Here is an 18948-nt window from a genome sequence, read left to right as displayed (position 1 = left end):
GGAGCAAATATCATGGCTCGTCCCCGATACGTGACCCTAAACGTTCACGGCACCCGCTTTTCGTCTTCTCTCATCGTGAGGGCGTACGAGAAGGCAAAACAGACCCTAACAGGGTTCATGACGCGCATACAGGTCAGAAGGTCCTTGGACGCCTTGTCGGAAGCCCAGCTTCGTGACTTCGGACTTACCAAGCACGATGTGACGTTGATGGCCTACCAGGCCGGCAATTCCGATGGCACTTGGGGATTGGACGAAATCCGAGAAAGCAGGCTGGGTAACTGGTAATCTTTTCAAGAGGATTGACATTGGAGTCGCCGCAACAACCAGCGTCGGCGCTGAAACGTTTCCGGAAAGGGCAAGAAAGCCGCCCTTTCGCTATGGTGAACCTGATTTCAGGAAACCGCGTCTCATGCCGGAGTCATGGCGGACCAGGAGCGTGATGGCCTCATCGGCGCCAAGGTCCTCTCCCTCGGGCACTGTTCCACCTGCTTCAGCAACCTCGTGAAGCCTCTGCAGCGGGACGTCCGTAAGGGGGCTCTGGCCCCGTTCGATTTCCCGGCTTCGCGGTTGCGCTGCGATTTGTTAGGATGGCCAGGCATATGGTCAGTCGGGGGTAGGAACGATGGCATCGCCGGAACCGGCTACGCGCCGGTACTACAATCAGCTTCTGGACAGCAGCCGCTGGGATGATTTCGAGGTCCGTCCCGGCGATGTCGTGGTGGCGACGGCCTACAAGGCGGGCACCACATGGACCCAGAACATCGTGCTGCACCTGATCTTCCAGGATCTCGAGGTGCGCCATATCGGCGGCGTCTCTCCGTGGCTCGACAAGGCATTCCGGGATCACGCCGAGCATCTCGCGATACTGGAGCCGCAGACTCACCGCCGCGCGATCAAGAGCCATATGTATTTCGACGGGCTGCCGATCTGGCCCGAAGCAAAATACATCCACGTCGGCCGCGATCCGCGTGACGTCTTCATGTCGCTCTGGAACTTCTACACCAATTTCGGCGACGACATGTTCGCGGCCTTCGCCGGCACCGCAGCCGGCCCCCTGCCCCGGCCGCCCACCGACATCTCCACCTTCTTCGATCTTTGGATCACGCGCGGCGCGATAGAAGGCGAGAATGACGGGTATCCCTTCTGGTCCTGCATGCGGCAAACCCAGACCTGGTGGCCGGAACGGCATCGCGACAACGTGCTGCTCCTGCACTATGCCGACATGAAGGCCGACCTTCGGGGCCAGATCGCGCGGATCGCCCGGTATCTCGATATCGAGGTCGAGGACGATATGCTCGACCGGATCACAGAGCTTTGCGAGTTTTCCTCCATGAAGCGTGACGCCGAGGCGCTGGAAGGACATGACAGCGGGCTCAAGGGAGGCGCGACTGTCTTCTACAACAAGGGAACCAACGGGCGGTGGCGGGATGTGCTGACACCGGCGCAGATCGAACTTTACGAGGCCGTGGCTTCGAAAGTACTGGAACCAGCGGCGAAACGCTGGCTTGAACAGGGCGGGCCGACCGACGGAACGGCATGAGGTCTGCCGCCCTCTTGGCCGGGCTTGCCGCCATTGCCTGGCCTGTGCTTGCCGAGGCGAAAGAAGTCGACGTCGAACTGGCTTTGATGGTCGACGTTTCGCGTTCGATGGGTCCGGCAGAGCTTGAAATCCAGCGGCGCGGCTATGCCGAGGCCATCACCTCGGACGAGGTCGTGAACGTCATTCTGAACAGTTTCACCGGCTCGATCGCCGTTACTTTCGTCGAATGGGCCGGCTACGGGCTGCAGCGCGAGATCGTGCCCTGGACGCTGATCGACAGCCGAGAGGCGGCGGAGGCTGTATCGACGCAACTGACGGCGGACTTCAACTATGCCATGCGAAGAACCTCGATCTCGGGCGCGGTGGATTATGCCCGCGAGTCGATCCGGTCGAACGAATTCGAAGGGTTGAGGAAGGTCATCGACATATCCGGTGACGGACCGAACAACGATGGCCGTCCGGTGACCGAGGCCCGCGACATCGCCGTTGAAGAGGGCCTGATCGTCAACGGCCTGCCTCTGATGACCGAGGATTCGACCTCGCGCTGGGGGATCGACGATCTCGACGTCTATTACTGGGAATGCGTCGTCGGTGGCCCTGGCGCCTTCGTCATCCCGGTACTCGACTGGGACGATTTCCCCCTCGCTGTGAGGCGAAAACTTGTACTGGAACTTGTCGGACCGCCCGATGTCGTGCTTGCGCAGGGCCGGACCGGGCAAACCGAGGACGGTTACGACTGCCTTATCGGGGAAAAACTGCGCCGGCAGCGGGAATCCATCTGGGGCGAACCCTAGGCTCTGGTGAATGACGGCGACCGGGGCTAACGTCTCGGAAAGCCGTATTGAGACAGAGAAGCCCGTGGTTCGCAAAATCAACATCCTGATCGCGGTGCTTTATCCTCTGCTCGCTGTCGCGGTTTTTTTCCTCACTGTCCGGAACGACCCGTTCGGCGTCTTCGGTCAGAATTACAAGACGATCTGGCTTCTCATGATCCCCGGGATTCTGATCCTGGTGACGATCGGCCTTGCGTTCACGGGCAAGGCTCCGAGACACTCCCTCAGGCTGACACTGATCGCGTGGATCGCCATTGTGACATACGGGCATTACGTCATGATCGACATCGCTGCCGCAGGCGTTTAGCACTCGGCGCGCCTGGCTCTTTGACGTTATGTTGACCATGCATCGGCCCGGGCGATTCACGCGCCGTCACAACGGGACTGAGACGGTCTGAAGCGGGAGCGTGGAATGCCACCTTGGGGGCGCATCGGAGTTGCAGCAATCCTTGGCTGTCTTCTGGCGACTGCCGGGATCTGGTGGGCCTATCGTTCGGATTTGAACAGCATCCGCCAGCGGCTCGCATCCGAGGCCCAAGTGCTGGAAACCCCTTTCGGAACCGTCGAGTACTCACGCTGGGGCAGCGGACCGCCTGCGCTTTTCATACATGGTGCCGGCGGCGGCTGGGATCAGGGCAAGCTGATTGCGGAGCACTTCATCGGAGAAGGTTTTGCCTGGATTAGCGTTTCGCGGTTCGGGTACCTCGGAGCACCGTTGCCCGAAGATGCATCCACGGCGGCACAGGCCGATACCTTGGCCGCACTTCTCGACCACCTCGGACTTGAGCGCATCGCGGTTCTTGGCGTCTCCGGCGGTGTGCCCCCCGCGATCCAGCTTGGCGCACGGCACCCCGAACGCGTCTCGGCTCTGGTGCTTCTCGCGTCGGCACCGTTCACGCCCCTCACCGCCGAGACTCAGGACCTGCCCATGCCGGCATGGGCCTATCAGGCTCTTTTCTCCACCGATTTCCCCTACTGGGCGCTGACCAAGCTTGCCCCCGGCGCACTTGGCGGCATCTTCGATGCGCGCTCGGAACTGGTCGCCGACCTGTCTGAAAACGATAGCGCGTTCCTAGAACGGATGATCGACGCCTTCCTTCCGGTTACGGCTCGCGTGGCGGGAACGGCGAACGAAGGGGCAGCAATCGATCCGATGGTGCCGCATCCGACCGAGAAGATCGGCGCACCCACACTGGTCGTCCACGCCCGAGACGACGGGATCAACCCGTTTCCGATCGCGGAATACGCGCAGCGCACGATTCCTGGCGCGAAATTACTGGCGCTCGACACGGGAGGGCACATGATGCTGGGCCGGACCGAAGAGGTTCGGGACATGGTCCGCGCCTTTCTCGAACGCAACGCTCCCTGACACCGCCGCAAACGCGCCACGCCCTGTCGCCTCTGGTGCGTTTTCCTTGGGTCTTCGGTGGTTTAAACTGACACCGAACAGGGAGCACTGGCGCATGTCCTACACGATCCGATTCACGCTGGATGGCCGCGAGGTGGAAGCCCGCGACGGCGAGACCATCTGGCAGGTCGCCAAACGCGAAGGCACGACAATCCCGCATCTCTGCCACAAGGACGCTCCCGGTTACCGCTCCGACGGCAACTGCCGGGCCTGCATGGTGGCGATCGAGGGCGAACGCGTGCTGGCGGCCTCCTGCATCCGTACGCCCTCCGAAGGCATGGTGGTCACCACCGAAGGAGCCCGGGAAACCCAGGCCCGCCGCATGGTTGTCGAAATGCTTATGGCCGACCAACCCGAGCGCGACGCTGCCCACGACCGGTCGTCGCATTTCTGGGACATGGCCGAGGTGCAGGGTGTTGAAGCCAGCCGCTTCCCGAAGCTTGAAGAGGGCCGCATCCCGCTTCTGGATGACAGCCACGTGGCGATGAGCGTCAACCTGGATGCCTGCATTCAGTGCAACCTCTGCGTCCGCGCCTGCCGCGAGGTGCAGGTCAACGATGTGATCGGAATGGCGGGCCGCGGCCATGACGCTTATCCGGTCTTTGACTTCGATGATCCGATGGGCGCGTCCACCTGCGTCGCCTGCGGCGAATGCGTTCAGGCCTGCCCCACCGGTGCGCTGATGCCCGCCACGGTCACCGAAGGCGCCGGTCCGGGCGACAGCGCCGATTTCGACAGCGAAGTGAACTCGATCTGCCCGTTCTGCGGCGTCGGCTGCCAGGTCTCGCTGAAGGTGAAGGACGGAAAGGTCAAATATGTCGAGGGCATCAACGGACCCGCCAACGAAGGGCGGCTTTGCGTCAAGGGCCGCTTCGGGTTCGACTACATCCACCACCCGCACCGGCTGACCAAACCGCTGATCCGGCGCGCCGACGCGCCCGCCAAGGGTCTGAATGTCGATCCCGGAAACTGGGCCGAGTTCTTCCGTGAAGCATCATGGGACGAAGCGCTGGATGTCGCCGCCAATGGCCTCGTGGGCCGTGGCCGCGAGGTGGCGGGCTTCGGCAGCGCCAAATGCACCAATGAAGAGGCCTATCTCTTCCAGAAGTTCATCCGCCAGGGCTTTGGCCACAACAACGTCGACCATTGCACGCGGCTCTGCCACGCCTCCTCGGTTGCAGCCTTGATGGAGAACGTGGGCTCCGGAGCGGTCACGGCAACTTTCAACGAGATCGAGAACGCGGATGTCGCCATCGTCATCGGCGCCAACCCGGTCGAGAACCATCCCGTCGCCGCCACCTTTTTCAAGCAGTTCACCAAGCGCGGCGGCAAACTCATCGTGATGGATCCGCGCGGTCAGGCGCTGAAGCGTTTCGCGACCCACATGCTTCAGTTCCGTCCCGGCGCGGATGTCTCGATGCTGAACGCGATCATGAACGTGATCGTGGAGGAAGGGCTCTACGACCAGCAGTATATCGAGGCCTACACCGAGAACTGGGAGGCCGAGAAGGCGCATCTGGCGAACTTCCCGCCCGAGAAGATGGCCGAGATCTGCGGCATCGACGCCGAGACCCTGCGCACCGTCGCGCGCGATTTCGCCACGGCCAAGGCGGGCATGATCTTCTGGGGCATGGGCGTGTCCCAGCACATCCACGGCACCGACAATTCGCGCTGCCTGATCAGCTTGGCGCTGATGACAGGACACGTCGGGCGGCCGGGCGCGGGCCTCCACCCGCTCCGTGGCCAGAACAACGTGCAGGGCGCGTCGGATGCAGGGCTCATCCCGATGTTCCTGCCCGACTACCAGCCCGTGGTCGATGACGGGGTGCGGTCCGCATTCGCCGAGGTCTGGAACTCCGGCGACTGGTCGAACGAGCGCGGACTGACCGTGACCGAGATCATGGATGCCGTGCACGCCGATCAGATCAAGGCGATGTATATCCTCGGTGAAAACCCGGCCATGTCCGACCCCGATGTGGAACACGCCCGCGACGCGCTGGCAAAACTCGATCACCTCGTGGTGCAGGACATCTTCCTGACAGAGACCGCGAACTACGCGGACGTGATCCTGCCCGCGAGCGCCTTCTACGAGAAATCCGGCACCGTCACGAACACCAATCGCCAGGTCCAGATGGGCCGGTCCGCCGTGCCGCCGCCTGGCGAGGCGCGCGAGGATTGGGCGATCACGGTCGAACTGGCGCAGCGCTGCGGGCTTGACTGGCACTATGACGGACCGGCGGATGTCTTCGCCGAGATGAAGCGCACGATGAAGTCGCTCGACAACATCACATGGGACCGGCTCGAGGCTGAAAGCGCCGTTACCTACCCGTCGTTGTCACCCAGCGATCCCGGCCAGCCGATCGTCTTCGGCGATGGGTTTCCCCGGCCAGATGGGCGCGCACGCTTCACGCCGGCAAATGTCATCGCGCCCGACGAAACTCCGGATGCGGACTATCCGATGATCCTGACGACAGGCCGCCAGCTTGAGCATTGGCACACCGGTTCGATGACACGCCGCTCCAAGGTGCTGGACGCGGTGGAGCCCGAGGCCAATTGCTCGCTCCACCCAGCGACGCTCCGAAAGCTTGGCGTCGAACCGGGCGGTCACGTTCGGCTGACAACCCGGCGCGGCAGTGTCACCGTCATGGCCCGCGCCGACCGCGCTGTCGCCCCTGACATGGTGTTCCTGCCCTTCGCCTATGTCGAAGCGGCGGCCAACATCCTGACCAACCCTGCCCTCGACCCCTATGGCAAGATCCCCGAATTCAAGTTCGCCGCCGTACGTGTGGAAAAGGCCGGGGAGAGCGTTGCGGCGGAATAGTCCCGCCCCAGGCTCCGCGGCAGAATTCAGTACGCAACGAGCACGCCGAAGGGTCTTGCGGTGCGCATCATGCCCGCGTCAGCCGTCGCGCCCGGGTTCGTTCGGATTGCTGGAGAACAACGCGATCTTGTTGCCTTGAGGGTCGCGCAGGTAGCCAACGTAAAAGTGGGGTCCATAGGCATCACGGAAGCCGGGCTGGCCCTCGTCGGAGCCGCCTGCGGCCAGCGCGGCGGAATGAAGCTCGCGAACCTGCGCTTGGTTGCCCGCTTCGAATGCGATCATGGTGCCGTTCCCGGCCGAGGCCGGACGTCCATCGAAGGTCGGTTTGACGTAGAAATCCGGCAGAAGGGGGGACTGGTCCGGTTCCACAGGCAGCGCGTAGCTCAGACCCTCAGGACCTTCCTCCAGCCCGTAGCCGAGGGCTGGCAGGAAGGCAGAGTAAAACCGTTTCGCGAGAGCGATGTCATCAGCACCAACGGTAACATAGGCGATCATGGTGCGTGTCCCTTTCCGGCGGTCTGACCAATGGAAAAAGATCACTGCACCAGAACAGCCCCAACACACAAGTCCGCTCGACGCGACCCGTCGCATGACGACTCCCCCGAAGACCGACACGGGAGCGATTCACCAAAGGCTCACACTGCCCAGAGACCTGATAGCCGGCTGCCCTACTCCCCCGTCACCGTCAGCCCCAGCACGCGCCAGGACTGCATGCCACCTCGATAGTAGAAAATCCGCTCCGCCGGATAGCCCGCCTCGATCATGTTTCGGATCGCCGTCGGCGACTGCCCGCACCAAAGCCCGTTGCAGAACAACGCGACCTTTCGCGCCTGCGTACAATCCCACCCGTCGAAATCCGGCTCGCAGCCCAGCGCCCCAAGCTCGTCGATGATCTGAGTGTACGGAATGTTCACTGCGCCCGGGATCGTTCCGCCGGCGAACCAGTCCGGCGTCCGGCTGTCGATCACGATCATTTCCGGATCGGTCAGCATATCGAGAAGCTCAAGCTCACCGATGGTCGTGACGCCCTCGGCGGGCGTCATCGGCTGAATGCAGAAGGGCGGACAGGGACGCGATGTGCGCGCCCACTCGCCCGCAACCTCATGGTCGTTGTCCTGTATCCGCGAGATCACCAAAGCACCGCCCGGCGTAACCACCGTCACTTCCGGGATATCCGGGCGGATGTTCACCGGTTCCGCGCCGCCCGACCCCGCCCAGCACAAGGCGAGGATCACAAGAAAAATCCGCATCATCTCTCCATTTTTCGTCATCGAAACACGGCCACCGAACATCGGTAACCGTGGCACTCCGGCCGGATCAATTGCCTGCCCCGACCGGGTCTCTCTCTCAAAACCGCAGACGGCCGCCTATCTCTGGATCGATTCCAGGTAATAGGTCAGCGACAAGACACGGCCCGCGGCGATTTCCACCGCATCGCTCATCTTGACGCCGCGGTCCTCCAGCGCGTCAGCGATGAAGTAGTCGCCCCAGATCGGCATCGTCGAGTCGCCGTGCCCTGCCTCATCCATACCATCCACGATGATGCCGTAGACACGCGCAAACGGGAATGCGCCCCCATTGCGCTCGGACAGTTTGGTCAGATCCGAAGGCGGCACCCGGAAGAGTTCCGCAATCTCGCCCCCTCCCTTGCCATCGTCACCGTGGCAAAGCGCACAACGCGCGCCGAACGACGACTTGCCCAGAACGATCACCGAATCCTGCGCCTGTGCGCCGCCAGCGGCCAGCGCAAGGATCGCGGTTGCCAATGCATGTCTGAATGTCATGATCTCCTCCCAAAGGCTGAATTTTCGCGGACTCGGAAAGTCTGCGAACAAATCAATGCTTGCGGACTCCGGAACCGCGCGCATTGATCCGCATCAATTATATATCGAAGACAGAATGTATTATTTTGATTTTCGGGCTTGTCCGATGGCCTTGCTGGAGTTGCGGCCTCATCGTCGACGAAGCGGTAATCAGAGTTAACGCTGCCACAGCATCTTGGGTTTCGTCGAAAGCTGTCCATATGGATGCCATACGCTTTGCCGACGTGTTGCGGACGCTTTGCCGACGGCGCCCCGCGCCCCGGACGCAGACAAAAAAGGGGCATTAACCATTTTGCCCCTTCCACCGCCCGACAAACGCCCCGTTGCCCGATGACCGCGTTAACCTGTCGCTAACTCTGGCCTGCGAAACAGTCGTTGGGGCCGCACCCCGCGTCATGCAATCGCCCAGTTTCCGCAGTTCTCATGCCGCATTTCGCGCCAATTCTCGGCCCCGGATCATTGCGGAGACGTTCATGCACGCCAGAACCAAGGGACGCCTTGCAGGCCTTGCATTCATTCTTGCGACCGGCCTCATGGCCAACGCCGGACCTGCCAGCGAAAGCCGAGATACAGTCATCGACTATGCCTTGCGTGACAGCACCATGAGCGCCGCCGAAACCGCCGCCAGCGCCAGCCTTGGACGCTTTCTGGACGTGGCTCTCGACGACACCGGAACCTCCCATCCCGACACCGGACTGAAAGTCGCGTTTCAAACAGCGGAAGGCCGCACTGAGGTGATCTGGGTCGCGCCATTCGTCCGTGACGAGACCGGCTTCGCCGGCCTTCTGGCCAATCAGCCGGCCTACATGCCGAACGCGGCAGGCGACCTTGTCGCCTTCGGGGTCGACGACATCCGGGACTGGTACATACTGGGCGAGGACGGACGGATGTACGGATCGTTCACAACACGGGTCATGCTGGCGCGCATGTCGCCCGCGCGCGCCGAAGCGATCCGCGGCTATCTTTCCGAAGCTCCCCTGCCAGCCAGCTGGTGACGCCGGTCGAATTTTCTTCCCATCTGCATTTTTCCACTTGCAGCCACCGCGCGGAGCTTTTATCTCCCCCTCACCCATCGGACGCGGGCGTAGCTCAGGGGTAGAGCATTACCTTGCCAAGGTAAGGGTCGTGAGTTCGAATCTCATCGCCCGCTCCAAAACTTCAAGAAATGACAATCTATTTGAACGGTTAACCACGACAAACGTGGAGCCTTGGGCCGATTGAAGTGAATTGAATGGCATGCCATCTATCGCCAGATGGTCCAGGATGGCGAATAGTACCTGCCGATTTATGACGTGACGCGACCGTACGCCGAATTCCAGCATACCGTCTGTCGAACTGAACGTGCTAATAGCTCCCTAACGCGATCGTGCCATTCGTAGGGACCGCTGCGGAGACAATCGGAGACCAAAATGCTCGCACACGAACGCGACGTCGATACCGCCATCGCCATCTGCCACGAGGCCGGTGCCCTGGCTCTGGACTATTTCAGGAAGCGCGAAACGCTTGCGTTGGATAGCAAGGGACCTCAGGATTGGGTGACCGAGGCGGATCGCAATGTCGAGCTGTTGATCCGCGAACGTTTGACCTCTGCGTGGCCAGAGGACGGAATCGTCGGCGAAGAGCACGCCTCGGCCCCCAGCCGTTCGGGGTTTCGCTGGGTGATCGATCCGATCGACGGAACAGCGAATTTCGTCAACGGCATACCGGTCTGGTGCGTGATCCTTGCGGGCGTCTTCGAAGGGAAGACAGAGATAGGCATCATTCACGACCCGTGTCACAACGAGACATTCGTCGCGATACGTGGAAAAAGTGCCACCCTGAACGGAAAGCCGATCCGGACCAAAGACGGCGTACCTCTCGAAAGTGGCACGATCTCGGTCGGCTATTCAAACCGGGTCGAAGCGCGAAATGTCCTTCCGGTAATCTCGGACCTGCTGGAGCGCGGCGCCATGTTCCATCGCAATGCCTCGGGAGGTCTGACGCTGGCATATGTTTCGGCCGGGCGTCTTCTCGGCTACGTCGAAGAACACATGAATGCGTGGGACTGCCTTGCAGGACAGTTGTTGATCCAAGAGGCCGGAGGTGCCGTCGAAGACCAAGACGCCGACAGAATGATCGATCACGGAGGCCGTGTCGTCGTCGGCACCCGGCAGGTATTCGAAGACCTGAGAGAAATCGCCGACGCGCGTTGGGCAAACGCGGGATGAATTAGTCCGTCAAGAGTGGCTTCCCGTTCCGAGAATGTCTTGAGGCCAGCTTGCGACCCAGCCTGCCCGGCACGAATTGACGTGCGGGAAGGATCGGGTGGCTCTGATGCGACAACTCCGGGAACAGTTTTAGAACTTCGTTCAGAGCTTCTCGATCAAGTGCCTTCAAGGCCATCGGTCCGGTGTAGAAGGACTCGCTCAGAGCACCGTTGGAGTCGACCACCTCGTGGCGGTCGAAGAGCATGTGATAATAACAAACACCGTCATTTCGTTTCAGGATCCCCACGCCGTCCAATTCACACAAGTGCTTGGCGGCAATCAGAATCTCCGGCACGCCGAACATGCGCTTGGCGACCTTTGACCGCACGAAAACCCGATGCTGTTGCGAAACGAGAAGATCGGAGTGCGGAACGCCCGGGGCAAGCGTATTGGCGCGAATGCACACAGGCACAAGAGAAGGGTCCCTCTCCAACTCGGATTTCGAAAGGGCACGCTTCCCGATCCACCTGATTGGTTGAAATCCGTGGTCCAGGGTCGCCGCCAGATCACCCACGCTCAATGTTTCAACGGGAACCTGCCCGCGGGCGGTCGCTATGAAAGTTCCCTCCACAAAACATGGCGGCCCGAGATCGCCGACGTTCAGAGGACCTTGCGAATTGACCCAAGTCGTCGAGACCAGAGTTCCTTCCTGCAGGACCTGCCCGTCTGTCGGGGTAAACACACGAACGCCGCCCGGCAAGTAGAACGTAATTCCTGTATATGTGATCTCGACTCCATCGACATTGATCGTCACCGTGTCGCCCGGCCAGGAATTGACGATATCTACACCATTGATCGCATCACCATTGAAACGGTCGATATCTCCATCGTCGTCTTGATCCGTGAGTGTTTGGACTGAGACCGTCAATAGCGACCCGGCCGGAGGCGGGTTTGCGGGATCCATAAGGAAAAATTGGTCTGTGTACGTCGTCGGCAAATTCTCAACCCGTCAAAAATCTATTTGGAGCGCTTGCTCGACTGCCAAAATTTCGGATTCAAAAATTTTGAGAACCCTAGAAATTTTAGGTTCATAGAACAAGAGCCTAACGCGGTCGACGTATACCAGGCGTAAATGCCGCAGAGGTTGTCTAGATCATGAAAATATATATATTCATATGTGTTGATTTCTTGAAAGTCCAGAAATGCGGAAACTCACAACACTCATGCCTATTCTGGTTTGGGGGAAGAACTATGGACGTGCCCAGCTATCAGGCGACCTGATAGCGGCGGTTATCGTCACGATCATGCTTATTCCTCAATCTCTCGCTTACGCGCTTCTGGCAGGATTGCCTCCGGAAGCGGGCCTATATGCTTCCATCGTGCCGATCCTGCTCTACGCGGCCTTCGGGACCTCCAATGCCTTGGCGGTCGGCCCGGTGGCCGTTGTCTCTCTGATGACCGCGGCGACAGTGGGCGAAGTGGCGGCACAGGGCACCGCGGGCTATGCGGTTGCGGCGCTGACACTTGCACTCCTTTCCGGCACGATGCTGTTGCTAATGGGCCTTTTACGGTTGGGCTTTGTCGCCAACTTTCTCAGTCACCCCGTTATCGCGGGCTTCATTACCGCATCAGGAATTCTGATCGCGTTCAGCCAGCTCAAACATATCCTTGGAATTCCGGCGGCAGGCCACACGCTACCCGAAATCGTCGAGAGTCTCTCTCACAACCTCGGCCAGCTGAACATTCTCACCCTGATCATCGGCATCGCCGCGACAGCCTTCTTGTTCTGGGTAAGAAAAGGGATGAAGCGGACCCTGATCGGGATGGGTACCGAACCCCGAATTGCCGACATCGCACAGAAAGCCGGTCCTGTAGCGGCAGTGGTGTTTACGACATTGGCCGTCTGGGTGTTCGGCCTGGATGAGAAAGGGGTTCGCATCGTTGGTTCCGTCCCGCAGAGCCTTCCGCCATTCACACTGCCATCTTTCGCGCCTGAGCTTGTCTCTGCGCTGTTCCTTCCGGCGCTGCTGATCTCGATCATCGGGTTCGTCGAGTCGATCTCGGTCGCCGAAACCTTGGCCGCGAAAAAGCGTCAGCGAATCGACCCCGATCAGGAATTGATTGGCCTCGGAGCGGCAAACATCGGGGCCGCCTTTTCCGGCGGCTACCCGGTGACCGGCGGCTTCGCGCGTTCCGTGGTCAATTTCGACGCAGGCGCCGAAACGCCGGCGGCGGGCGCCTTTACCGCAATCGGTCTCGCGTTTGCTGCCGTAGCGCTTACGCCGCTGATCTACTTTCTTCCGACGGCGACATTGGCCGCGACGATCATCGTCGCGGTTCTCAGCCTGGTCGATCTGACCATTCTGAAACACACCTGGCGATATTCCCGAGCGGATTTCGCAGCGGTCTTCTCGACAATCCTGCTCACGCTTGGCCTTGGCGTGGAAGCCGGCGTCTCGGCCGGCGTTCTAATCTCGGTGGCGCTGCATCTCTACAAGACATCGCGGCCCCATGTCGCCGAAGTCGGGCTGGTACCTGGCACCCAGCACTTTCGAAACATTCGCCGTCATACTGTCGAGATCGACCCGACTCTTCTCACGCTTCGGATTGACGAAAGCCTTTATTTCGTGAACGCCCGCTTTCTGGAGTCGCTCATCCGGGACCGGTTGGCGCAGAACAGCAAGGTCAAGAACATTGTGCTGATGTGTTCGGCAGTCAACGAAATCGACTACTCAGCGCTCGAAACGCTCGAGTCGCTGAACGAATGGCTGACCGACATCGGCGTCGGGCTACACTTGTCGGAAGTGAAAGGCCCGGTCATGGACCGGTTGAAACGCGGCCATTTCCCCGATGAACTAAACGGGCAGATCTTCATGTCTCAATACGACGCATGGCGCGAACTGACCAATGGCGCCAAGGCAGAAGCAGCCGAATAACTAGCGCCCGTTGGCCTTGCGCCACTCCACGAACTTCGTGAGGCTCTCTTCCTTCGTTGCCGGGTACAAGCCGATGATGGTCTCGCCCAACCTTACTTGTTCGGCGACGAAATCCTCATAGGCCGTCATCTCGACCGCCTCGTCGGCAACCTCGTCCGCCAGGTGTGCGGGGATCACGATGACGCTGTCGTCATCGCCGACGATGATGTCGCCCGGGAAGACAGGCGCATCACCACAGCCAATCGGACAGTTGATTTCGATTGCTTCATTTAGTGTCAGGTTCGTGGGGCTGGACGGGCGGTTGTGATAGGCACGCATGTCCAACTCAGAGATAGTGGCCGCATCGCGGAACCCGCCGTCGGTGACAACGCCCTCCCCTCCTCGCATCATGAGGCGTGTGATCAGGATATCGCCGGCGCTCGCCGCGCGCGCATCCTTGCGGCTATCCATCACAAGTACATGCCCAGGAGGGCAGGTCTCAATTGCGTGACGTTGCGGATGTTTGGGGTTTCGGAACTCGGCCAGCGTGTTGCGATCTTCACGAGCCGGCATGTAGCGCAGGGTAAATGCGGGGCCGACCATATTCCGCCCCTTAGGCGACAACGGGCGGACATCCTGAATCACCTGGTTCCGAAGACCTCTCTTGTAAAGCGCGGTGGCCAGCGTTGCCACCGAAACCGTCCGGAGTTTTTCAATCGCATCACTCATTGCGCGGCCTCCTCGACCAACTTGTTTCTGATCATGAACGAACGAAGCCGATGTTCCTGATCGGTCGTCAGCGGCCAAGCAGAGGGTGGACGGGTAGGCCCGCAATACAATCCTTGCATCGCGAGCGCCGATTTGACCCCAGTTACGTTCGTACCGCCCATCTCCTCGGACCGGATATCTTCGAAGACACGCATTTCCTCGATCAGTCGGGCGGCCTTGCCGTTGTTCCCCTGCTCCAACGCCTCATGAATTGCGACAGAATGTTCGGGCCAGACATTGATCAGGCCACTGGTGAACCCGCGTGCACCTACGGCGTAGAAAGGCGGAGCCCACACTTCAGCCAGACCGCCGACCCAGACAACATGATCCGGTGCGGCCGCCTTGGCCGCCGCGAGTTTCAGCGGGTTGGGCGTGGCCCATTTGACGCCGATAACCGCCGGAACACGGCAAAGCGCCTCGATAGCCTTGGTCCCGATGGAGTCGTTGCGCAGGTAAAGCACGATCGGGACGCCTGGCGCGGCGTCAGAAATCCGGCTGATGTAGTCCTTTAGACCGCGCGGACTGACGAAAGGATCGGGTGGTTGATGCACCATCAAAGCGGACACGCCGGCCTTGGCCGATATCGCCGCGAGGCGCGCGGCCTCATTGACCGAGCGTCCGACACCACCGATCACGGGCACACGGCCGGAGACCATTTCGCATACAGACTCGGCCATCCGTTCAGCCTCGTCCGCGGTCAGCCCGTAATACTCTCCGGTATTCCCATTGACCGTCAGAACATGCACGCCCGCATCGATTGCTCGACCGACGATCGGTCCGAGATGTGAGGGCGCGATCCGATCATCCTCGTCGAACGGCGTAACGAGGATGCCCGAGATCCCGGTCAGACTTCGCTGAAGGCTTGGCATCAGTAGATCTCGGGCTCGGGTACAGGCCCCCCGAAATCCGTCTTCAGGAAGTCGAAATCGCAACCTTTGTCAGCCTGCTCGATGTGCTTGGTGAACATCCAGCCGTAGCCGCGCTCGTATCGAGGTTCCGGCGGGGTCCAGGCCGCACGGCGGTCGGCCATTTCCTGGTCGGTGATCGCCACATTCAGTGTCCGGTTCGGCACGTCCACTTCGATGACATCACCTGTGCGGATCAGAGCCAGCGGACCGCCGATGTAGGCCTCGGGCGCCACATGCAGGATGCAGGCACCATAGGATGTACCAGACATGCGCGCATCGCTGAGGCGCAGCATGTCGCGATGCCCCTGCTTCAGAAGCGCTTGTGGCATGGGGATCATGCCCCATTCCGGCATTCCCGGCCCGCCCTGCGGACCGGCGTTCCTCAAAACCAGCACATGATCAGGAGTCATCGGGTAGTCGGGATCGTTTATGATCATCTTGAGATCAGCATAGCTGTCGGCAACGATGGCGGGGCCCTTGTGTTTCTGGAATTTCGGATCCATCGCGGCAGGCTTGATCACGGCACCGTCCGGCGCAAGGTTGCCGCGCAGAACCGCAAGGGAGCCTTCGTGATACAGTGGGTTCGACAAGGGCCGGATCACGTCGTCGTTGTAGTTGACTGCACCCTCGATGCATTCGCCGAGCGTTCTGCCAGTGACCGTTGTGACCGAGAGGTCCAGCTTGTCGCCCAACTCCTTCATCAACGCGGGCAGGCCACCTGCGTAGAAGAAGTCCTCCATCAGGTAGTCCTTGCCGGACGGCCTGATATTGGCGATCACCGGAACCTCGTGACCGATCTGGTCCAGGTCATCCAGCCCCCAGTCCACGCCCGCTCGGCGAGCCATGGCGATCAGGTGAATGATCGCGTTCGTGGAACACCCCGTTGCCATCGCCACGACCGACGCATTGCGCGTCGCTGCCTTGGTTATGATCTTGTCCGGTGTCAGGTCTTCCCAGACCATCTCGACGATACGCCGCCCGCAGGCCGCCGCCATCCGCTTGTGGCCGGCGTCCGGAGCGGGGATCGAGGACGCTCCCGGCAAGGTCAGCCCGAAACCCTCGGCGATCGACATCATCGTCGATGCCGTCCCCATGGTCATGCAGGTGCCGTAGCTTCGTGCGATGCCTCCCTGGACGCCATCCCACTCCTCTTTCCCGATGGTGCCAGCGCGCCTTTCGTCCCAGTATTTCCAGACATCAGTGCCAGACCCGAGTTTCTGTCCGGCGTAGTTGCCGCGCAGCATGGCTCCGGCAGGCAGGAAGATGAACGGAATCCCCATGCTGATCGCGCCCATGACCAACGCGGGAGTTGACTTGTCGCAGCCGCCCATCAGAACCACCCCGTCCACTGGGTGCGACCGGAGCGTTTCCTCGACCTCCATCGCACCCATGTTGCGGTAGAGCATCGAAGTCGGCTTCAGAAACTGCTCGGAGAAGTCGTGCACCGGTAACTCGGCAGGCATTCCGCCGGCCTGCAGGATCCCCCGCTTCACGTGCTCGGCACGGTCACGCAGGTGGTGATGACAAGGCGACAAATCCGACCAGGTATTGATGATCGCGATGACTGGTTTGCCATCCCAATCCTCGCCCGAAAGCCCCATCTGCATCGCGCGCGAACGATGACCCATCGACCTGAGGTCATCGGGTGCGAACCAGCGCGCTGATCGCAACTGGTCGTAAGTCTTACGTTTGTTGCTCATGATTGGTTCCCGGCTCCTCTCCCACCACCAGATTACAGGGACAGCTTGCAGGGTCGAGTGGATTTTTCCGCCCGGCGAAAGGCGGACGCTTAGAAACGGATCTGGAATGAGGTCCCTTTTTCGACTGGCTGCAACGAAATCTGAGCTCCGTGCGCGAGCAACATCGTGTTCACGATGGCCAGCCCCATTCCCGTCCCACCCATGTCCCGCCGTGTCGTGAAGAATGGCTCGAAGACCTGACCGGCATTTCCAGCGGATATGCCAGGACCGTCATCGGCCACGGTCATCCATACACCGTCATCGTCTTGCCAGGCCTTGAGCGTCATGGTGCGTGCACCGGCTTCAACGGCGTTTTCGACCAGATGAACCAGCACCACCGAAAGGCCGGATCTTGCCAACGGCAATTCCTGGTCGCCGCCTTCGACCTCAATACGGAACTTCGGAAATTTGGCTTTCAACCCACTGGCTGCCTCGGTTAGCGTCACGCTGCCGCGGTGCTCGGGAATACGGGCCGCTGCGATCTGACGCGCGGCAGACAACAACCGCTCAGCCCTTTTCTCGGCGCCGACGATTGTCTTTGCCATGCGCCGCGCCTCCTCGCTCAAGGCCTCGTCGCCTTCCAGGAGTTCAGCGGCGCCTCGGATCGCCGTGAGCGGGGTCTTCAGTTCATGGGTGACGTGATCGGTGTAACCGCGCACTGCCATTTCACGCGACTGCAGGACTTCGGCCATGTCCAGAACAGCTTGCGCCAATTCTCCGATTTCCGGCGTGCCGTAATGGTCCATCGGCGTTGGTGCACCGCCTTCCCTGATATGTTCGGCCTTTGCGGCAAGTGCTTGCACGGGCGCAAGGATAAGCCGCCAAAGGAGCCAGCCCAGCACCAGCGTCGCGGCAAAAGCGCAGACCGCAACGATGTAGACCGCGTTTCGCCGTCCGGTAATTGGTGTCAGGAAATCCGCGAAGATCGCGCCATAGATCGGCAGAACGAGAATGGCCATCAGCGAGCCGCCAAGCACAAGCATCAACGGCGGGCGCCATTTCTTTTCTACGAACCTCGACACGGACCCATCCTGAGACCCACGCCATGCAGGGTCTCGATCGCGTCACCACATCCCGCGTCCGCAAGCTTGGATCGCAGATTTCTGAGATGGCTGTCCAACGTACGGTCGCTCACCACCATGCCCGGCCCCCAGATTGCGTCGACGAGCGCTGGCCGGCTGAAGACCTGGCTGGGGCGCGACATCAACTTTTCCAGAATCGCGAGTTCGGTCGACGTCAGGGTGACGCCGGCTTCCTTCACCTTGCAGACATGGCTTTCGGGCACCAGAGACAACACGCCAATCCGCAACGTCTTCAACTCATCCTTCGAGGTCGTTTCCGGAGCGCCCGCACGTTTCAGGATCGCGCGAACCCGCGCCACGAGTTCTCGCGGACTGAACGGCTTGGTAACATAGTCGTCGCCACCCAGTTCGAGACCGAGGATCCTGTCCACCTCGTCATCGCGCGCCGTCAGGAAAAGGATCGGCAGGTCGCTGTCGCGACGGATTGCCTTGCACAATTCCAGCCCGTCCATTTCGGGAAGACCGATATCCAGCACTGCAAGCGAAGGCTGTTCGGCCTTGGCCGACTGAAGGCCTTCGACGCCGTCGCGCGCCATGACGGTCCGAAACCCAGCTCGTTCGAGCGCGAGGCCCAAAACGTCACGGATTTGAGGATCGTCGTCGACGACAAGAATAGTCTGGCTGCTCATTGGATTTCTCACACCACATTTCATGTCTTAAAAAGAAACTCGCCGGGAAGCGAGGGGACGTTGCTTCCCGGCGAACTGAAATGCGTGCCTTGTTGTGATTTATACATACCGACCTGTGCAGAAACGGGAGCCAGTTTGTGCAGGCCTTGTGCAGATGCTTGTGCGCAATTGGACGGCGAAGGCGCTAATCGCCCAAAAATCTCCTGATTTTTCGGGGCTTTTCGGGAGTGTCTCTGCAATGAAATGCAATTGATTTCGTTTTGGAAACAGTGCTTCGACAATTGCCCGGACCTAGA

Annotated in this window: 18 protein-coding genes and 1 tRNA gene; 10 read left to right on the top strand and 9 right to left on the bottom strand. The window is 60.6% G+C overall.

All coding sequences use genetic code 11. The features are described from left to right. Positions 1-12: 12 nt before the first annotated feature. From ACKLNI_RS20245 to fdhF, 6 genes are all read left to right on the top strand, one after another. Positions 13-285, top strand: a complete 273-nt coding sequence (locus tag ACKLNI_RS20245; RefSeq protein ID WP_413720922.1) for a hypothetical protein — start codon at positions 13-15, stop codon at positions 283-285. Between the two features lie 337 nt (positions 286-622). Then, on the top strand, positions 623-1540 hold the full coding sequence (locus tag ACKLNI_RS20240; protein WP_413720921.1) for a sulfotransferase domain-containing protein: 918 nt from the start codon (positions 623-625) through the stop codon (positions 1538-1540). Further along, the gene (locus ACKLNI_RS20235) at positions 1537-2334 is read left to right on the top strand and encodes a DUF1194 domain-containing protein (RefSeq protein WP_413720920.1); all 798 of its coding nucleotides are present in this window, start codon (positions 1537-1539) and stop codon (positions 2332-2334) included. The genes ACKLNI_RS20240 and ACKLNI_RS20235 overlap by 4 nt, the downstream gene beginning before the upstream one ends. Before the next feature lie 64 nt (positions 2335-2398). Continuing rightward, entirely contained in the window at positions 2399-2680 is a 282-nt protein-coding gene (locus ACKLNI_RS20230) for a hypothetical protein (protein ID WP_413720919.1), read from the top strand. 105 nt (positions 2681-2785) lie between these two features. Then, entirely contained in the window at positions 2786-3742 is a 957-nt protein-coding gene (locus ACKLNI_RS20225; RefSeq protein WP_413720918.1) for an alpha/beta fold hydrolase, read from the top strand. Positions 3743-3836: 94 nt separating this feature from the next. Continuing rightward, complete coding sequence (fdhF, locus tag ACKLNI_RS20220) at positions 3837-6602, top strand: formate dehydrogenase subunit alpha (RefSeq protein WP_413720917.1); 2766 nt, start codon at positions 3837-3839, stop codon at positions 6600-6602. Between the two features lie 78 nt (positions 6603-6680). On the opposite strand, the gene ACKLNI_RS20215 is transcribed toward fdhF, so the two are convergent. From ACKLNI_RS20215 to ACKLNI_RS20205, 3 genes are all read right to left on the bottom strand, one after another. After that, positions 6681-7097, bottom strand: a complete 417-nt coding sequence (locus ACKLNI_RS20215; protein ID WP_413720916.1) for a VOC family protein — start codon at positions 7095-7097, stop codon at positions 6681-6683. A gap of 173 nt (positions 7098-7270) precedes the next feature. Next, positions 7271-7855 (bottom strand): rhodanese-like domain-containing protein, encoded by a 585-nt coding sequence (locus tag ACKLNI_RS20210; protein ID WP_413721132.1) that lies wholly within the window; start codon positions 7853-7855, stop codon positions 7271-7273. A gap of 114 nt (positions 7856-7969) precedes the next feature. Next, entirely contained in the window at positions 7970-8386 is a 417-nt protein-coding gene (locus tag ACKLNI_RS20205) for a cytochrome c (RefSeq protein WP_413720915.1), read from the bottom strand. A 512-nt stretch (positions 8387-8898) separates the two neighbouring features. Between ACKLNI_RS20205 and ACKLNI_RS20200 the strand changes: the two genes are divergently transcribed. The 3 genes from ACKLNI_RS20200 to ACKLNI_RS20190 all read left to right on the top strand — a co-directional run bounded on the left by ACKLNI_RS20200 (position 8899) and on the right by ACKLNI_RS20190 (position 10632). Further along, a complete protein-coding gene (locus ACKLNI_RS20200) occupies positions 8899-9420 on the top strand; it encodes a DUF2314 domain-containing protein (protein ID WP_413720914.1) in 522 nt (173 codons plus the stop codon). Positions 9421-9503: 83 nt separating this feature from the next. Then, positions 9504-9578: transfer RNA gene (locus tag ACKLNI_RS20195), tRNA-Gly, on the top strand. A 256-nt stretch (positions 9579-9834) separates the two neighbouring features. Beyond that, positions 9835-10632, top strand: a complete 798-nt coding sequence (locus tag ACKLNI_RS20190; RefSeq protein WP_413720913.1) for an inositol monophosphatase family protein — start codon at positions 9835-9837, stop codon at positions 10630-10632. A gap of 1 nt (position 10633) precedes the next feature. On the opposite strand, the gene ACKLNI_RS20185 is transcribed toward ACKLNI_RS20190, so the two are convergent. Continuing rightward, positions 10634-11539, bottom strand: coding sequence for a Hint domain-containing protein (locus ACKLNI_RS20185; protein ID WP_413720912.1), 906 nt, complete (start codon positions 11537-11539; stop codon positions 10634-10636). A gap of 295 nt (positions 11540-11834) precedes the next feature. Here ACKLNI_RS20185 and ACKLNI_RS20180 point away from each other — a divergent pair, with 295 nt between their 5' ends. Continuing rightward, positions 11835-13547, top strand: coding sequence for a SulP family inorganic anion transporter (locus ACKLNI_RS20180; RefSeq protein WP_488199646.1), 1713 nt, complete (start codon positions 11835-11837; stop codon positions 13545-13547). Here the strand turns inward: ACKLNI_RS20180 and ACKLNI_RS20175 are convergent, their stop codons facing one another. The 5 genes from ACKLNI_RS20175 to ACKLNI_RS20155 form a co-directional block, all read right to left on the bottom strand. After that, the gene (locus tag ACKLNI_RS20175) at positions 13548-14255 is read right to left on the bottom strand and encodes a ribonuclease activity regulator RraA (RefSeq protein ID WP_413720910.1); all 708 of its coding nucleotides are present in this window, start codon (positions 14253-14255) and stop codon (positions 13548-13550) included. Continuing rightward, positions 14252-15163 (bottom strand): dihydrodipicolinate synthase family protein, encoded by a 912-nt coding sequence (locus ACKLNI_RS20170; protein ID WP_413720909.1) that lies wholly within the window; start codon positions 15161-15163, stop codon positions 14252-14254. The genes ACKLNI_RS20175 and ACKLNI_RS20170 overlap by 4 nt, the downstream gene beginning before the upstream one ends. Next, the gene (araD, locus tag ACKLNI_RS20165; RefSeq protein ID WP_413720908.1) at positions 15163-16902 is read right to left on the bottom strand and encodes an L-arabinonate dehydratase; all 1740 of its coding nucleotides are present in this window, start codon (positions 16900-16902) and stop codon (positions 15163-15165) included. The genes ACKLNI_RS20170 and araD overlap by 1 nt, the downstream gene beginning before the upstream one ends. A gap of 89 nt (positions 16903-16991) precedes the next feature. Next, positions 16992-17963, bottom strand: a complete 972-nt coding sequence (locus tag ACKLNI_RS20160) for a sensor histidine kinase (protein ID WP_413720907.1) — start codon at positions 17961-17963, stop codon at positions 16992-16994. Further along, positions 17948-18652: a response regulator transcription factor gene (locus ACKLNI_RS20155; protein ID WP_413720906.1), complete on the bottom strand. Its 705-nt coding sequence runs from the start codon at positions 18650-18652 to the stop codon at positions 17948-17950. The genes ACKLNI_RS20160 and ACKLNI_RS20155 overlap by 16 nt, the downstream gene beginning before the upstream one ends. Positions 18653-18948: the final 296 nt, after the last annotated feature.

The sequence above is a fragment of the Silicimonas lutimaris genome (assembly GCF_047314965.1).
In the GTDB taxonomy this organism is placed as follows: domain Bacteria; phylum Pseudomonadota; class Alphaproteobacteria; order Rhodobacterales; family Rhodobacteraceae; genus JAVJUV01.
Note: the sequence above shows the minus strand (reverse complement) of the source record. Positions and strands in the feature narration are given on the sequence as shown.

Coding starts and splice junctions, on each gene's coding strand:
- ACKLNI_RS20245 (WP_413720922.1), top strand. CDS start 13: ATGGCTCGTCCCCGATACGTGACCCTAAACGTTCACGGCACCCGCTTT.
- ACKLNI_RS20240 (WP_413720921.1), top strand. CDS start 623: ATGGCATCGCCGGAACCGGCTACGCGCCGGTACTACAATCAGCTTCTG.
- ACKLNI_RS20235 (WP_413720920.1), top strand. CDS start 1,537: ATGAGGTCTGCCGCCCTCTTGGCCGGGCTTGCCGCCATTGCCTGGCCT.
- ACKLNI_RS20225 (WP_413720918.1), top strand. CDS start 2,786: ATGCCACCTTGGGGGCGCATCGGAGTTGCAGCAATCCTTGGCTGTCTT.
- fdhF (WP_413720917.1), top strand. CDS start 3,837: ATGTCCTACACGATCCGATTCACGCTGGATGGCCGCGAGGTGGAAGCC.
- ACKLNI_RS20215 (WP_413720916.1), bottom strand. CDS start 7,097: ATGATCGCCTATGTTACCGTTGGTGCTGATGACATCGCTCTCGCGAAA.
- ACKLNI_RS20210 (WP_413721132.1), bottom strand. CDS start 7,855: ATGATGCGGATTTTTCTTGTGATCCTCGCCTTGTGCTGGGCGGGGTCG.
- ACKLNI_RS20205 (WP_413720915.1), bottom strand. CDS start 8,386: ATGACATTCAGACATGCATTGGCAACCGCGATCCTTGCGCTGGCCGCT.
- ACKLNI_RS20200 (WP_413720914.1), top strand. CDS start 8,899: ATGCACGCCAGAACCAAGGGACGCCTTGCAGGCCTTGCATTCATTCTT.
- ACKLNI_RS20190 (WP_413720913.1), top strand. CDS start 9,835: ATGCTCGCACACGAACGCGACGTCGATACCGCCATCGCCATCTGCCAC.
- ACKLNI_RS20180 (WP_488199646.1), top strand. CDS start 11,835: ATGCCTATTCTGGTTTGGGGGAAGAACTATGGACGTGCCCAGCTATCA.
- ACKLNI_RS20175 (WP_413720910.1), bottom strand. CDS start 14,255: ATGAGTGATGCGATTGAAAAACTCCGGACGGTTTCGGTGGCAACGCTG.
- ACKLNI_RS20170 (WP_413720909.1), bottom strand. CDS start 15,163: ATGCCAAGCCTTCAGCGAAGTCTGACCGGGATCTCGGGCATCCTCGTT.
- araD (WP_413720908.1), bottom strand. CDS start 16,902: ATGAGCAACAAACGTAAGACTTACGACCAGTTGCGATCAGCGCGCTGG.
- ACKLNI_RS20155 (WP_413720906.1), bottom strand. CDS start 18,652: ATGAGCAGCCAGACTATTCTTGTCGTCGACGACGATCCTCAAATCCGT.